The sequence below is a fragment of the Quadrisphaera sp. GCM10027208 genome (genome assembly GCF_042658805.1).
Classification (GTDB): Bacteria; Actinomycetota; Actinomycetes; order Actinomycetales; family SCSIO-59966; genus SCSIO-59966.
The window spans coordinates 1-14047 of the sequence record NZ_JBHSRC010000003.1 but is presented as its reverse complement, the minus strand read 5'-3'; the positions used below and the strand labels follow the sequence as shown (position 1 = coordinate 14047).

Annotated in this window: 12 protein-coding genes; 11 read left to right on the top strand and 1 reads right to left on the bottom strand. The window is 71.7% G+C overall.

The features are described from left to right. Positions 1 to 13: 13 nt before the first annotated feature. Positions 14 to 1363 carry a replication-associated recombination protein A gene (locus ACFP6A_RS05495; RefSeq protein ID WP_379602212.1) on the top strand — a complete coding sequence of 450 codons (1350 nt, stop codon included), beginning with the start codon at positions 14 to 16 and terminating at the stop codon, positions 1361 to 1363. 452 nt (positions 1364 to 1815) lie between these two features. On the opposite strand, the gene ACFP6A_RS05490 is transcribed toward ACFP6A_RS05495, so the two are convergent. Continuing rightward, positions 1816 to 2784 carry a hypothetical protein gene (locus ACFP6A_RS05490; protein WP_379602210.1) on the bottom strand — a complete coding sequence of 323 codons (969 nt, stop codon included), beginning with the start codon at positions 2782 to 2784 and terminating at the stop codon, positions 1816 to 1818. A 244-nt stretch (positions 2785 to 3028) separates the two neighbouring features. On the opposite strand from ACFP6A_RS05490, the gene ACFP6A_RS05485 reads away from it, so the two are divergent. The 10 genes from ACFP6A_RS05485 to ACFP6A_RS05440 all read left to right on the top strand — a co-directional run bounded on the left by ACFP6A_RS05485 (position 3029) and on the right by ACFP6A_RS05440 (position 13956). Beyond that, positions 3029 to 3406: a DUF948 domain-containing protein gene (locus ACFP6A_RS05485; RefSeq protein WP_379602208.1), complete on the top strand. Its 378-nt coding sequence runs from the start codon at positions 3029 to 3031 to the stop codon at positions 3404 to 3406. Between the two features lie 3 nt (positions 3407 to 3409). Next, entirely contained in the window at positions 3410 to 3715 is a 306-nt protein-coding gene (locus tag ACFP6A_RS05480) for a DUF6167 family protein (RefSeq protein WP_379602206.1), read from the top strand. Between the two features lie 66 nt (positions 3716 to 3781). After that, positions 3782 to 6484 carry an alanine--tRNA ligase gene (gene alaS / locus ACFP6A_RS05475; protein WP_379602204.1) on the top strand — a complete coding sequence of 901 codons (2703 nt, stop codon included), beginning with the start codon at positions 3782 to 3784 and terminating at the stop codon, positions 6482 to 6484. Continuing rightward, the gene (gene ruvX / locus ACFP6A_RS05470) at positions 6481 to 7008 is read left to right on the top strand and encodes a Holliday junction resolvase RuvX (protein WP_379602202.1); all 528 of its coding nucleotides are present in this window, start codon (positions 6481 to 6483) and stop codon (positions 7006 to 7008) included. Before alaS ends, ruvX begins: the two co-directional genes overlap by 4 nt. After that, positions 7005 to 8141, top strand: a complete 1137-nt coding sequence (gene mltG, locus ACFP6A_RS05465; protein WP_379602200.1) for an endolytic transglycosylase MltG — start codon at positions 7005 to 7007, stop codon at positions 8139 to 8141. The genes ruvX and mltG overlap by 4 nt, the downstream gene beginning before the upstream one ends. A 1-nt stretch (position 8142) precedes the next feature. After that, complete coding sequence (locus ACFP6A_RS05460) at positions 8143 to 8961, top strand: shikimate dehydrogenase (protein WP_379602198.1); 819 nt, start codon at positions 8143 to 8145, stop codon at positions 8959 to 8961. Positions 8962 to 9138: 177 nt separating this feature from the next. Further along, complete coding sequence (locus ACFP6A_RS05455) at positions 9139 to 10809, top strand: GspE/PulE family protein (protein WP_379602196.1); 1671 nt, start codon at positions 9139 to 9141, stop codon at positions 10807 to 10809. Positions 10810 to 10923: 114 nt separating this feature from the next. Continuing rightward, positions 10924 to 12201, top strand: a complete 1278-nt coding sequence (locus ACFP6A_RS05450; protein WP_379602195.1) for a type IV pilus twitching motility protein PilT — start codon at positions 10924 to 10926, stop codon at positions 12199 to 12201. A 10-nt stretch (positions 12202 to 12211) separates the two neighbouring features. After that, positions 12212 to 13438, top strand: coding sequence for a type II secretion system F family protein (locus ACFP6A_RS05445; RefSeq protein WP_379602193.1), 1227 nt, complete (start codon positions 12212 to 12214; stop codon positions 13436 to 13438). 188 nt (positions 13439 to 13626) lie between these two features. Beyond that, positions 13627 to 13956, top strand: coding sequence for a type II secretion system protein (locus ACFP6A_RS05440; protein WP_379602191.1), 330 nt, complete (start codon positions 13627 to 13629; stop codon positions 13954 to 13956). Positions 13957 to 14047: the final 91 nt, after the last annotated feature.

The window sequence follows — 14047 nt, the reverse complement described above, 5'->3', positions numbered from 1 at the left end:
GTAGTCTCGGCCCGTGGCCGATCTGTTCAGCCGGGACGACGACGACGCGCCCGCCGGGGAGCGGGGCATCACCCGGGCGCCGCTCGCCGTCCGGATGCGGCCGCGGACCCTGGACGACGTCGTCGGGCAGGGGCACCTGCTGGCACCGGGTTCGCCGCTGCGCCGGCTCGTCGAGGGCGGCGACGGCCGGGCCGGTCCGGCGTCGGTGGTGCTGTGGGGGCCGCCGGGGACGGGTAAGACGACGCTCGCGCACGTCGTGTCCCGGGCGACCGGGCGGCGGTTCGTCGAGCTGTCCGCGATCACGGCCGGGGTCAAGGACGTGCGCCGGGTGATGGAGGAGGCCCGCGACGCCCGGGACCTGTACGACCGGCACACGGTGCTGTTCCTCGACGAGATCCACCGGTTCACCAAGGCCCAGCAGGACGCGCTGCTGCCGGGGGTGGAGAACCGGTGGGTGGTGCTCGTGGCGGCGACGACGGAGAACCCGTCGTTCTCGGTCATCTCGCCGCTGCTGTCGCGCTCGCTCGTGCTGACCCTGCGGCCGCTGTCCCAGGACGACGTCGCCGGGCTGCTGGAGCGGGCGGTGACCGACGAGCGGGGCCTGGCCGGTGAGGTGCGGGTCGAGCCGGCTGCGTTGGAGCACCTCGTGCGGCTGGCCGGCGGGGACGCGCGGCGCGGGCTGACCGCCCTGGAGGCGGCCGCCGGGGTGGCGCTGTCGGAGGGCACCGACGTCGTCACCGTCGAGCACGCCGAGCGGGCCCTGGACGCGGCGGTGGTCCGGTACGACCGGGAGGGCGACCAGCACTACGACGTGGCCAGTGCGTTCATCAAGTCGATGCGCGGCTCGGACGTCGACGCGGCGCTGCACTACCTGGCCCGGATGCTCGAGGCGGGCGAGGACCCGCGGTTCGTCGCCCGGCGGATCATCATCGCGGCCTCGGAGGAGGTGGCGATGGCGGACCCGTCGGCGCTGCAGACCGCGGTCGCGGCGGCGCAGGCGGTGCAGCTCATCGGGATGCCGGAGGGCCGGCTCGTGCTGGCGCAGGCCGTCGTGCACGTGGCGACGGCGCCGAAGTCCAACGCGGTCTCCTCGGCGGTCGCCGCGGCCACCGCGGACGTGCGTGCGGGGCGCGGCGGACCGGTGCCGGTGCACCTGCGCGACGCGCACTACCCGGGCGCGCGCCAACTCGGGCACGGCAAGGGCTACGTGTACGCCCACGACGCGCCGCACGCCGTCGCCGCGCAGCAGTACGCCCCGGACGACCTCGTCGGGCGCGTCTACTACGAGCCCAGCGAGCGCGGGTTCGAGGCGAACGTGCGGACCCGCCTGGAGCGCCTGCGCGCCCTCCTCCGCGGCGAGTAAGCCCCGCGCAGCGCAGCGCAGCGCATGGGCAGCGCAGCGCAGCGCCCACTCCCTTCTCGCAGAATGCTGGGTTGTTGGCGCAACACGCCGCAGAAGCCCCTCAGAATCCAGCATTCTGTGGGGTCAGGGGGCCAGCGCAGGGCCCACTCCCTCCTTCTCGCAGAATGCTGGGTTGTTGGCGCAACACGCCGCAGAAGTGCCTCAGAATCCAGCATTCTGTGGGGGGGCAGGGGGCAGGGGGCAGGGGGCCAGGGGGCAGCGCAGTGCAGGGCCCACTCCCTTCTCGCAGAATGCTGGGTTGTTGGCGCAACACGCCGCAGAGGTCCCTCAGAATCCAGCATTCTGTGGGGAGGCAAGGGAAGGGGCAGGGGGCCAGGGGGCGGCGCAGCGCAGGGCAGGCCAGCGCAGGGGGTGGTCGAGGGGTTACTGCGCACCGGAGCCCATGCCAGGGGTTACCCCTTGAGGTGCGACGGCGGCACGAACCACGACCGGCGATCCTGGCGCTCCGTCGCCTGGACCGCTCTCCGGTAGCCCGTCCGCAACCGCGCGACGAACCCCGAGTTGAACGGGCTCCGTACGTCCCGGAACATCGCGCGGACCACGGTCAGCCCGTGCGCCTCGAACAGCTCCTCGCGCACGTTGTCATCGGCGTGCTGGTCCGCCTGCCGGTGATATGACCCGTCGAACTCGGCGACCAGCCCGCTGTCGACGTCCAGCAGGTCCGGCTTGCCCAGCAGCGTCCCGTCGCTGGCGCACACCGGCACGTTGACCTGCGGCGGCGGCAGGTCGGCGTCCACGCGCCACACCACCCGCATCAGGCTCTCCGGCCGGGACGCCGCCCGCGGGTCGAGCAGGGGCAGCGCATCGCGGACCCGCTGCACTCCCTTCCAGCCGCGCCGCTCGGCGGCGTACTGCGCCAGATCCGGCACGGGTACCTGGGTCACTCGCAGGACGGCGTCGAGGTCCGCGACGGCGGCGGGCAGTGTCGGAGCCATCCGTCCGACGTCGAAGGCGGTCCGCAGCGCGCTGGTGATCGGGATGTCCGGATAGCCCGGTGCGGCGACGATGTCCGCGTCGGTGAGCGTGCTGCGCAGGGGACGCAGCCCCGGCCGTGGTGCCCGGGCGCCGCTTCGACCCGGGCAGAAGACGACGTCGAGCAGCTCGCCGCCCCAGGTCGTGCCGTCGAGGTCGGGGACGCCGTGCAGCAGCGCGGCCGCCCAGGTCCCCAGCGGGACGCCGGGCAGGGCGACGGCCGCGGCCAGGACCCGGGTGAGCCCGGCGTCGGCGTCGACCAGCACCGACCGGGCGACTCCCCGGTGCGGCCGGGACCACAGCGGGCCGGTGCGGGACCGGTCCCGGATAAAGGTCTCCCGCGACGACGGCCACGGGGCGGTGAACGCCTCGTCGGGCAGCGACAGCACGGTGCCACGGTCCGCGAACGCACTGGCTGGTGCCCGCCTCCCTGCGTCCTCTGGGGACACAGGTGCCGGATCGACAGCCTGTGCAGGACAGGTGGTCCCAGCAGACCCGCACAGAATGCTGTGGTTTTCACACCTGTGGCGGCGTGTTGCGCCAACAACCCAGCATTCTGCGAAGTGGGGGAGGCTCGGGTGGGTCGGGGGCACGACCAGCAGGGCGCAGCGACGGGAAGGTAAGGTCGCCCGCATGTCCGTTGGAGATGTCGCGGGGCTCATCGCCGCACTCGCGTTCGTGCTGCTCGTCGGCCTGCTGGCGGTGCCCCTGCTCAAGCTCGGCAAGGTCCTCGACGAGACCCGGACGACGATCCGCGGCATCTCCGAGGAGTCCGTCCCGCTGCTGCAGGAGGTCACCCAGACGGTGACCCACACCAACGACCAGATGGTCAAGGTGGACACCATCACGACGAACGTCGCCCAGGTCGCCACGAACGTCTCGGCGCTCACCGCCCTGTTCGCCGCCACGCTGGGCTCGCCGGTCGTCAAGGTCGCGGCGTTCACCTACGGCGTCCGGCAGGCGATCAGCGGGCGCAGCACCGGCGCCGGCCGTCTCCGCAGGAAGGGCTGACCCGTGCCACGACTGTTCTGGGCCGCTCTGGGCGCCGCCGCCGGCGTCGTCGTCGTGCGCAGGGTCACCAAGACCGCGCAGGCCTACACCCCCGAGGGGGTGGCGCACGGCCTGGCCTCCATCGGTGAGGGCCTCAAGGAGTTCGCCGCCGCAGTCCGCGAGGGGATGGACCGCCGCGAGCAGGAGCTCCGCGTCGCCCTGGGCATCGACACCGGCACCCTGGACGCCGAGCAGGCCCGGCAGCTGCTGGAGGACCCCTTCGGGGACGCCTCGGCCCAGCAGCCCGGCTCCCCGCGGCCCGACGCCTGACCCCCTGCCCGGCCCACCCACGCCCCACCCGCCCGGCCCACCCCCGACCCGGGAGCACCGACCCGCATGCAGACCGCCGAGATCCGCCGCCGCTGGCTGCGCTACTTCGAGAGCAAGGGGCACGCCGTCGTCCCCAGCGCCTCGCTGGTCACCGACGACCCGAACCTGCTGTTCACGGTCGCCGGGATGGTCCCGTTCATCCCGTACCTGACCGGCCAGCAGACCCCGCCGTGGCCGCGGGCCACGAGCGTGCAGAAGTGCGTGCGGACCCTCGACATCGACGAGGTCGGCAAGACCACCCGGCACGGCACGTTCTTCCAGATGAACGGGAACTTCTCGTTCGGGGACTACTTCAAGGAAGGCGCGATCACCTACGCCTGGGACCTCGTCACGACGTCCCAGGCCGACGGCGGCTACGGCTTCGACGAGGACAAGATCTGGGTCACCGTCTACGAGGACGACGACGAGGCCTTCGAGCTGTGGCAGCGGATCGCCGGCCTGCCGGAGTCCCGCATCCAGCGCCGCGGCCGCAAGGACAACTACTGGCACACCGGCCAGCCGGGCCCGGGCGGCCCGTGCAGCGAGATCTACGTCGACCGCGGCCCGGAGTACGGCCGGGAGGGCGGCCCGGTCGTCGACGAGGAGCGCTACCTCGAGATCTGGAACCTCGTGTTCATGCAGTACGAGCTCGACGACGTCCGCTCCAAGGAGGACTTCCGCATCGTCAAGGAGCTCCCGGCGAAGAACATCGACACCGGGATGGGCCTGGAGCGCGTCGCGTTCCTGCTCCAGGGCGTCGACAACATGTACGAGATCGACGAGGTGTACCCGGTGATCGACCGGGCCGCCGAGCTCGCCGGCAAGCGCTACGGCCGTCACCACGAGGACGACGTCCGGCTGCGGGTCGTCGCCGACCACGTCCGCAGCGCGCTCATGCTCATCGGCGACGGGGTCACCCCCTCGAACGAGGCCCGCGGGTACGTGCTGCGCCGGCTGATGCGCCGCGCGATCCGCTCGATGCGCCTGCTCGGCGTCGACACCACGACGATGCCCGAGCTGCTCACCGTCTCCCGCGACGCGATGAAGGCGTCCTACCCCGAGCTCGAGCGGGACTGGAACCGCATCTCCTCGGTCGCCTACGCCGAGGAGGAGACGTTCCTGCGGACGCTGAGCGCCGGGACGACGATCCTGGACGTCGCGGTCAAGCAGGCCAAGGACGCCGCCCCGGCCGGGCACGCCGTCCTCAGCGGCGACAAGGCGTTCCAGTTGCACGACACCTACGGCTTCCCCATCGACCTCACCCTGGAGATGGCCGCCGAGCAGGGCGTCGAGGTGGACGCCGAGGGGTTTCGCCGGCTGATGACCGAGCAGCGCGAGCGGGCCAAGCAGGACGCGCGGGCGAAGAAGACCGGCCGCGTGGACACCTCGGTGTACCGGGCGCTGGCCGACACCCTGGGCCGGTCGGTGGAGTTCACCGGCTACGACGAGGTGGTCTCCGAGGCCCGGGTCGCCGGGCTGCTCGTCAACGGTGCGGCGTCCGCGGCGGCGCGGGCCGGGGACACCGTCGAGGTCGTCCTGGACCGCACCCCGTTCTACGCCGAGGGCGGCGGCCAGCTCGCCGACGGCGGCCGGATCGTCCTGGGGGACAGCGCCGGCGGCGAGGCGGTCGTCGAGGTGGACGACGTCCAGTCGCCGATCACCGGGCTCATCGTCCACCGGGCCCGGGTGCTGTCCGGCGAGGTGACCGTCGGGTCCCCGGCCCAGGCCGTCGTCGACGTCCAGCGGCGCCGGTCGATCAGCCGCGCGCACACCGCGACCCACATGGTGCACAAGGCGATCCGCGAGGCGCTCGGCGACACCGCTACCCAGGCCGGCTCGGAGAACGCGCCGGGCCGGTTCCGGTTCGACTTCAACGCCACCTCCGCCGTCCCGCCGTCCGTACTCGACGAGGTGGAGCACCGGGTCAACGAGCTGCTCGCCGAGGACCTCGAGGTGCATGCCGAGGTGATGAGCCAGCAGCAGGCGATCGCCGCCGGGGCGATGGCGCTGTTCGGGGAGAAGTACGGCGAGGAGGTCCGGGTCGTGTCGGTCGGGGAGTGGGCCCGCGAGCTGTGCGGCGGCACCCACGCCCAGCGCTCCGGCCAGCTCGGCCTGGTCAAGCTGCTGGGGGAGTCCTCGATCGGCGCCGGCGTCCGGCGGGTGGAGGCGCTCGTCGGCGTGGACGCCTACTCCTACCTCGCCCGCGAGCACGCCCTCGTCGGCCAGCTCACCCAGATGCTCAAGGCGCGCCCCGAGGAGCTCACCGACCGGGTCGGGGGGATGCTCGAGCAGCTCCGGGCCGCGGACAAGCAGCTCGCCGAGGTCCGCCGTCAGCAGGTGCTCGCCGCCGCCGGGAGGCTCGCCGACGAGGCGCGCGACGTGTACGGCGTCAGCGTCGTCACCCACGACGCCGGGCAGACCGGCGCGGACGACGTCCGCTCGCTGGCCCTGGACGTGCGCAGCCGGCTCGGGGACGTCCGGCCGAGCGTCGTCGCGGTAGCCGGGACGGCGAAGGGCCGGCCGGTGGTCGTCGTCGCGACGAACGCCGAGGCCCGCCGGTGGGGGGTGCGGGCCGGTGACCTCGTCCGGGTGGCGGCGCAGGTGCTCGGCGGTGGCGGCGGCGGCAAGGACGACGTCGCCCAGGGCGGGGGCATCGACGCCGGCAAGGTCGGTGAGGCGCTGACCCGGCTGGAGCACGCGGTCGGCGAGACGGTCACCGCCCGCACGTGACCGCAGAGGGGTTCCGCCGCGGCGTCCGGCTCGGCGTCGACGTCGGGTCGGTGCGGGTCGGGCTGGCCGCGTGCGACCCCGGCGGGACCATCGCCTCCCCGGTGGAGACCCTGCGCCGTGACGCCCGCGGCGGCTCGGACGTCGAGCGGATCGCCGCCGAGGCCCGGGAGCGGGACGTCATCGAGGTCGTCGTCGGCCACCCGACGTCGCTGTCGGGGCGGCAGGGGGCTGCGGCACAGGCGGCTCGTGACTACGCTGTGGCGCTGGCTCGACGGTTGGCGCCCGTGCCGGTGCGTCTGGTCGACGAGCGGCTCAGCACGGTCAGCGCCCACCGGGCGCTGCACGACGCTGGGGTCAGGGGGCGCAGGCACCGGGCGGTCGTCGACCAGGTGGCGGCCGTGACGGTCCTGCAGGTCGCCCTCGACGCGGAACGGGCGTCGGGGCGGCCGCCCGGTTCGCTGGTGGAGCCGGGGACCGAGCCGGACGACCCGGCCGGGACTCCGAAGGGGAACGCGCCCGGATGACCGCGAGGAAGCTGCCGCTCTCGGAGCTGCCGAACGCCGCCGACGACGAGGCGGACGCTGCGGAGCGGTCTCGGTTGCGGCGCCGCAGGCGGCGCCAGCGTCAGCGCCGGACGGCGATCGTGCTCGCCGTCCTGGTGGTCCTGTTCGGGACGAGCGCGTACCTGGTGTGGGACAACATCGCCAGGCCAGTGGTCGTCGGGTTCTTCGAGTCCAACGACTACGAGGGCGCCGGCAGCGGCACCGTCCAGGTGCAGATCGAGGCGGGCGATTCGGGGCGGGCGATCGGGCAGACCCTGCAGGAGGCGGACGTCGTGAAGTCCGCCGACGCGTTCGTCGAGGCGACCCGCAGCGAGCCGCGGGCGGCGTCCATCCAGCCCGGGACCTACCTGCTGCGCGCGCAGATGTCCTCGCAGGCGGCGCTCGACCTGCTGCTCGACCCGTCCTCGAGGGTGTCGATCCGGGCGGCGGTGCCCGAGGGGCTGCGCAAGGACCAGGTGTTCGAGCGGCTGCAGGAGGCCACGGGCATCCCGTTGGCGGACCTGGAGGCCGCGGCGACGTCCGGCGAGGTGGGGCTGCCGGCGGAGGCCGACGGCGACCCGGAGGGGTACCTGTTCCCGGCGACGTACGAGTTCGAGCCGGACGTCACCGCCACCGAGGTCATCACCCAGATGGTGGAGCGGCACCGGCAGGCGATGGAGTCCGTCGGGGTGCCCGAGGAGTTGCGCCGGGAGGTGCTCATCAAGGCCAGCCTCATCGAGAAGGAGGCCCAGCTCGACGAGGACTTCGCCAAGGTGGCACGGGTGATCGCCAACCGGCTCGAGATCGGCATGCCGCTGCAGCTCGACTCCACGGTCAACTACGCGACCGGCAAGGGCGGCATCACCACCACCCCGGAGGACCGCGAGACGGACTCGCCGTACAACACGTACAAGTACCCCGGGCTGCCGCCGGGCCCGATCAGCTCGCCGGGGGAGAAGGCGCTGGCCGCGGCGCTCAACCCGGCCGAGGGCGACTGGCTGTACTTCGTCGCGGTGGACCCCGAGACCGGCGAGACCCGGTTCGCCGAGACCGCCGAGGAGCACGCCCAGAACGTCGAGGTGTTCCGTCAGTGGCTGCGTGAGAACGACGCCTGAGGTGGGCGGTCCGGCTGGCGGACGCCGGGCGGCGGTGCTCGGGCACCCGGTGGCGCACTCGCTGTCGCCGGCGCTGCACCGGGCGGCGTACGCGGCGCTCGGCCTGGACTGGACCTACGACGCGGTCGACGTCGACGTGCCGGACCTGCCCGGGTTCGTCCGGGGACTGGACGACTCGTGGGCGGGGCTGTCGCTGACGATGCCGCTCAAGCAGGCGGTGGTGCCGCTGTGCTCGCGGCTGTCGCCGTTGGCCGAGGCGCTCGGCGTGGTGAACACGGTGACGTTCGCGGCCGACCGGTCGCTGGTGGGCGACAACACGGACGTCGAGGGGATCGTGGTCGCGCTGCGCTCGGCGGTGGTGTCGCCGGTGGCCTCGGCGGTCGTCGTCGGCGGCGGAGCGACGGCCGCGTCGGCGGTGGCGGCACTCCGGGAGATCGGGTGCTCGTCGACGGCCCTGGTGGTCCGTTCCGTGCCCCGGGCGCGGCCGGTGGTGGACGCCGCTGAGCGGCTTGGCGTTGAGGTCCGGCCGACCGAGTGGGTCGGCGGGGTGGACCTGCAGGCGGACGTCGTGGTCTCCACCGTCCCGGCCGGAGTGGCGGACGTGCTCGTCGAGGCAGTGCCGCCGGCGCCGGGCGTGCTCCTGGACGTCGTGTACTCGCCGTGGCCGACGCCGCTGGCTGCCGCGTGGGCGCGCGCCGGCGGCACGGTGGTCAGCGGCCTGGAGATGCTGCTGCGCCAGGCGGCCGCCCAGGTGCGGCTGATGACCGGCCTGGAGCCGCCCCTCGACGCCATGCGCGCCGCGCTGCCCCGCCACGCCTGACCGCAGCCCAGTTCTCACCGCACTTCACTACCCGCAAAATGCTGCCTGCAGGAGCCATTCGTCGGCGTGTTGCGCCCACAACCCAGCATTCTGCGGAGGCTGTGGCGGGCTTGGGCACCTCAAGTTCACCCGTCCGGGCGCCGACAACTGGGGCATGCCGGCGTCCGGAGTGCTGTCGTGAAGCAGCTCAGCGACATCCTGCTCGAGGGCGGCCTGATCAACGAGAGCCAGCTCGCCGCCGCCTACGACGAGCACCAGCGGCTCGGTCGCTCGCTCGGCCGGGTGCTCGTCGAGCAGGGCGCCCTCACCGAGGGGCAGCTCGTCGCCGCGCTCGCCAGCCAGATCGGCCTGGACTTCGTCGACCTCACCGACGCCCCGATCGACGGGTCCGCCCTGGCCCGGGTCCCGGCGACCCTGTGCCGCCGACACACGGTGATGCCGGTCGGCTACGACGACGCCGACCGGCTCGTCGTCGCGATGGCCGACCCGGGCAACGTGTTCGCCCTCGACGACATCCGCCAGCTCACCGGCCTGGACGCCCGGCCCGTCGTCGCTACCCGCGAGGACCTGCTGTCCGCGATCGACCGGTACTACCGGGCCGACGCCGACTTCGACGAGCTCACCAGCGAGCTCGAGCGCCCCGAGGACACCGAGGACGAGCTGTCCCGGATGCGGGAGATCGTCGAGGACGCCCCCATCGTCAAGTACGTCAACCTGCTCATCACCCAGGCGATCCAGGACCGCGCCTCGGACATCCACATCGAGCCCACCGAGCACGACCTGCGCATCCGGTACCGCATCGACGGCGTGCTGCACGAGGTGATGCGCTCGCCGAAGCAGATCGCCAGCGGTGTCACCTCTCGGCTGAAGATCATGGCGGACATCGACATCGCCGAGCGCCGCGTCCCCCAGGACGGCCGACTGTCGGTCAACGCCCACGGCCGCAAGATCGACCTGCGGGTGGCGACCCTGCCGACCGTGTGGGGCGAGAAGATCGTCATGCGGATCCTCGACAACTCCACCGCGCTGCTCGACCTCGCGGACCTGGGGTTCAGCGCCGAGAACTTCGCCCGCTACGAGAAGAGCTTCACCAAGCCCTACGGGATGATCCTCGTCACCGGGCCGACGGGGTCGGGCAAGTCGACGACCCTGTACGCGACGCTCAACATCGTCAGCCGCCCGGAGATCAACGTCATCACGGTCGAGGACCCAGTGGAGTACCGGCTGGCCGGCATCAACCAGGTCCAGGTCAACACCAAGGCCGGGCTCACCTTCGCCGGCGCGCTCCGGTCGATCCTGCGCTCGGACCCGGACGTCGTCCTCATCGGTGAGATCCGCGACCACGAGACCGCGCAGATCGCCATCGAGGCCTCGCTCACCGGCCACCTCGTGCTGTCCACCCTGCACACCAACGACGCGCCGTCGGCGATCACCCGGCTCAGCGAGATGGGTGTCGAGCCGTTCCTCGTCGGGTCGGCCACGGACGCCGTGCTTGCCCAGCGCCTCGCCCGCCGGCTGTGCCCCAAGTGCAAGGAGGCCTACCAGCCGACCGAGGAGGAGCTGCTGGGCGCTCGGTTCCCGTGGGAGCCGGGTCAGGAAGTGCCGACCCTGTACCGGCCGGTGGGCTGCCCGTCCTGCTCGAAGACCGGGTACAAGGGCCGGCTCGCCCTGCACGAGGTGATGACGGTGAGCGAGGAGATCGAGCGCCTCGCGGTCGCCCGGTCCTCGGGGACCGAGATCGCGGACGTCGCCCGCCGGCAGGGCATGGTGAGCCTGCGGGACGACGGGTGGGCCAAGGTCGTCCAGGGCGTCACCTCGGTGGAGGAGATCCTCCGCGTCGTCGCGTGAGGCCGGCCCCGATCGGGGACGGCGTGACCCTCAAGGCCGGGTGTCCGGCGTCCGATGCTCTCCGCAGACGGCGGTCTGCACCGCCGTGGACGTCGCTCGCGGAGAGGACAGCCAGTGGACAGCCAGAACGGGTACGGCACCGGCGCGGCCGGTGGCTACGAGCCCCAGTACGCCTTCGGCGCCGAGGTCGCTGCGCCGACGCCGGCCGTCCCGGTCCAGGCGCGGCCGAGCGCACAGGCGACGGCTGCGTCGTCCGGGCTGCTCCGGCCCCAGGCCGAGGGCACGAACTACGAGCGGGCCAGCACCGAGGCCACGACCACGACGGCCGACCTGGACCTGTCCGCGGTGCTCATCGAGATGCTGGAGATGGGCGCCTCCGACCTGCACCTGACCGCTGGGGCGCACCCGACGGTCCGGCTGCGCGGTGAGCTCGCCCCGCTCGAGCACTTCCCCAAGCTCGTCCCGCAGATGACCCAGCGGGTGCTGTACGCGATCCTCACCCAGAAGCAGCGGGAGAAGTTCGAGGAGGACCTCGAACTCGACTTCGCCTACTCGCTGCCGGGCCGATCCCGGTTCCGGGTGAACATCTACCGGCAGCGCGAGTCGCTCGGCGCCGCGTTCCGTGTCATCCCGTACGAGATCAAGCCGCTGGAGGAGCTCGGCATCCCACCGGCGGTCAACAACTTCGCCGGCCTGGCCCGCGGGATGGTGCTCGTTACCGGTCCGACTGGCTCGGGCAAGTCGACGACGCTCGCCTCGCTCATCGACCTGGCCAACCGCAACCGGTCCGAGCACATCATGACCGTCGAGGACCCGATCGAGTTCCTCCACCGGCACAAGCGGTGCGTCGTCAACCAGCGCGAGGTGGGGGAGGACACCCACTCCTTCGCCAATGCGCTCAAGCACGTGCTGCGCCAGGACCCGGACATCATCCTCGTCGGCGAGATGCGCGACCTCGAGACGATCTCGGTGGCGCTGACCGCGGCCGAGACCGGCCACCTCGTCTTCGCGACCCTGCACACCCAGGACGCCGCACAGACCATCGACCGCGTCATCGACGTGTTCCCCTCCGAGCAGCAGCAGCAGGTGCGAGTGCAGCTGGCGTCCTCGATCCAGGGCGTCGTCTGCCAGACGCTGTGCAAGACCGCGGACGGCCGCGGCCGGGTGGTGGCGACCGAGGTGCTCGTCGCGACGCCGGCGATCCGCAACCTCATCCGCGAGGGCAAGACCCACCAGATCTACTCGGCGATGCAGGCCGGCGCCCAGCACGGGATGCACACCCTCGACCAGCACCTCGCCGAACTCGTGCGCCAGGGCCGCATCACCTACGAGCACGGCCTGGAGAAGTGCCACCACGTCGAGGACTACACCCGCCTGACCGGCCGGGGCTGAGGAGCTCACCATGGCGACCGCCACGAAGACGTACGAGTACTCGGTCCGCGACCGCTCCGGCAAGCTCGTCAGCGGCAAGTTGGAGGCCGCCAACCAGGCCGCGCTCGTCAGCCGGCTCAAGGGCATGGGTTACGCGCCGGTGTCGGTCCGTGAAACCGGCACCGGGATGAACAAGGAGCTCTCCATCCCGGGCCTCGGGGCCAAGGTGAAGCTCAAGGACCTCGCGGTGATGTCGCGGCAGTTCGCCACGATGATCAACTCGGGTCTGTCGATGCTGCGAGCGCTGTCGATCCTCGCCGAGCAGACCGAGAACAAGGAGCTCGCCAAGGTGCTCGGCGAGGTGCGCAACGACGTCGAGACCGGTCAGTCGCTGTCGGCGTCGCTGGCCAAGCACCCGAAGATCTTCCCGCCGCTGATGATCAACATGTGCCGGGCGGGAGAGGTCGGCGGGTTCCTCGACCAGACGCTGCTGTCGATCGCGGACAACTTCGAGTCCGAGGTGAAGCTCCGCAGCAAGATCAAGTCGGCGATGACGTACCCGGTGGTCGTGTTTGTCATCTCGATCCTCGCGGTGATCGGGATGCTGCTGTTCATCGTCCCGGTGTTCGCCGGAATGTTCTCCGACCTGGGCGGGGAGCTGCCGGCGCCGACCAAGGTGCTCGTCTTCTTGTCGGACGTGATGAAGACCTTTGCGCCGGTGCTGGTGATTCTGGTCGTCGTGTTCGCGATCGTCTGGCAGCGGGTCAAGCACCAGCGCCGGGTGCGCGAGGTCGTCGACCCGCTGAAGCTCAAGGCGCCGATCTTCGGGAAGCTCTTCCAGAAGGTGGCCATCAGCCGGTTCTCCCGGAACCTCGGGACCATGCTCCGGTCCGGGGTGCCGATCCTGCAGAGCCTGGAGATCGTCGGGGAGACCGCCGGCAACATCGTGCTGGAACGGGCGGCCAACGACGTCAAGGAATCGGTGCGGCGCGGTGAGTCCCTGGCGGGCCCGCTGGCGCAGCACGCCGTCTTCCCCCCGATGGTGACCCAGATGCTCGCCGTGGGTGAGGACACCGGGGCGATGGACACGATGCTGGAGAAGATCGCCCAGTTCTACGACGACGAGGTCGAGGCGACGACGGAGGCGCTGACGAGCCTCATTGAGCCGCTGATGATCGCAGTGCTCGGCGGGGTCATCGGATCGATGGTCATTGCGCTGTACATGCCCATCTTCTCCGTTTTCGACTTGATCGAGTAGGTCGTGCAGGTGCGTCAGGGGCGGCCCGATCGGCGGGCCGCCCCTGACGCTTGCTCCGTTCGTGTGAACGCGGAAACCGCTGCACTACAGGCTCAAGTGCGGTCCTGGGGGACCGATACCACAGGTGTCATCGAGCCGGTCACGCGGGACGCGGGCGGCTCACCACAGACCAGAAGGGGAGCACTGCAATGCTCGCTCGCATCCGCAAGTCCATGCAGGAGAAGGACCGGGGCTTCACCCTGATCGAGCTCCTCGTCGTGATGATCATCATCGGGATCCTGGCCGCCATCGCCATCCCGGTGTTCCTCAACCAGCGCACGAAGGCGCGGGAAACATCGGCGAAGGCTGACGTCTCGACGATCGGCAAGGAGATCGCCGCCTACTACGTCGACGGCACCGACGCGCTCGACCTGACCACGGACGCCACTACCGATGAGTGGGTGCTGTCGGAGGCCACCGGCGGTGCTGAGGTGACCCGCGGAGCGCTTAGCGGGAACAACGTTGCAACTGAGCCCTGATCCACCGCGCTGATTCGGCTTGGGTGGTTTCGGTGGCCTGATGAGGTCGGTCGGTGTCGTGGGCGTGGCTGGTCCGCCGGCCTGTGCCGGC

Bases quoted from the DNA above. Each gene is read 5' to 3' on its own strand.
- mltG (WP_379602200.1), top strand. From the start codon at position 7,005: ATGACCGCGAGGAAGCTGCCGCTCTCGGAGCTGCCGAACGCCGCCGAC.
- ACFP6A_RS05485 (WP_379602208.1), top strand. From the start codon at position 3,029: ATGTCCGTTGGAGATGTCGCGGGGCTCATCGCCGCACTCGCGTTCGTG.
- ACFP6A_RS05445 (WP_379602193.1), top strand. From the start codon at position 12,212: ATGGCGACCGCCACGAAGACGTACGAGTACTCGGTCCGCGACCGCTCC.
- ACFP6A_RS05440 (WP_379602191.1), top strand. From the start codon at position 13,627: ATGCTCGCTCGCATCCGCAAGTCCATGCAGGAGAAGGACCGGGGCTTC.
- alaS (WP_379602204.1), top strand. From the start codon at position 3,782: ATGCAGACCGCCGAGATCCGCCGCCGCTGGCTGCGCTACTTCGAGAGC.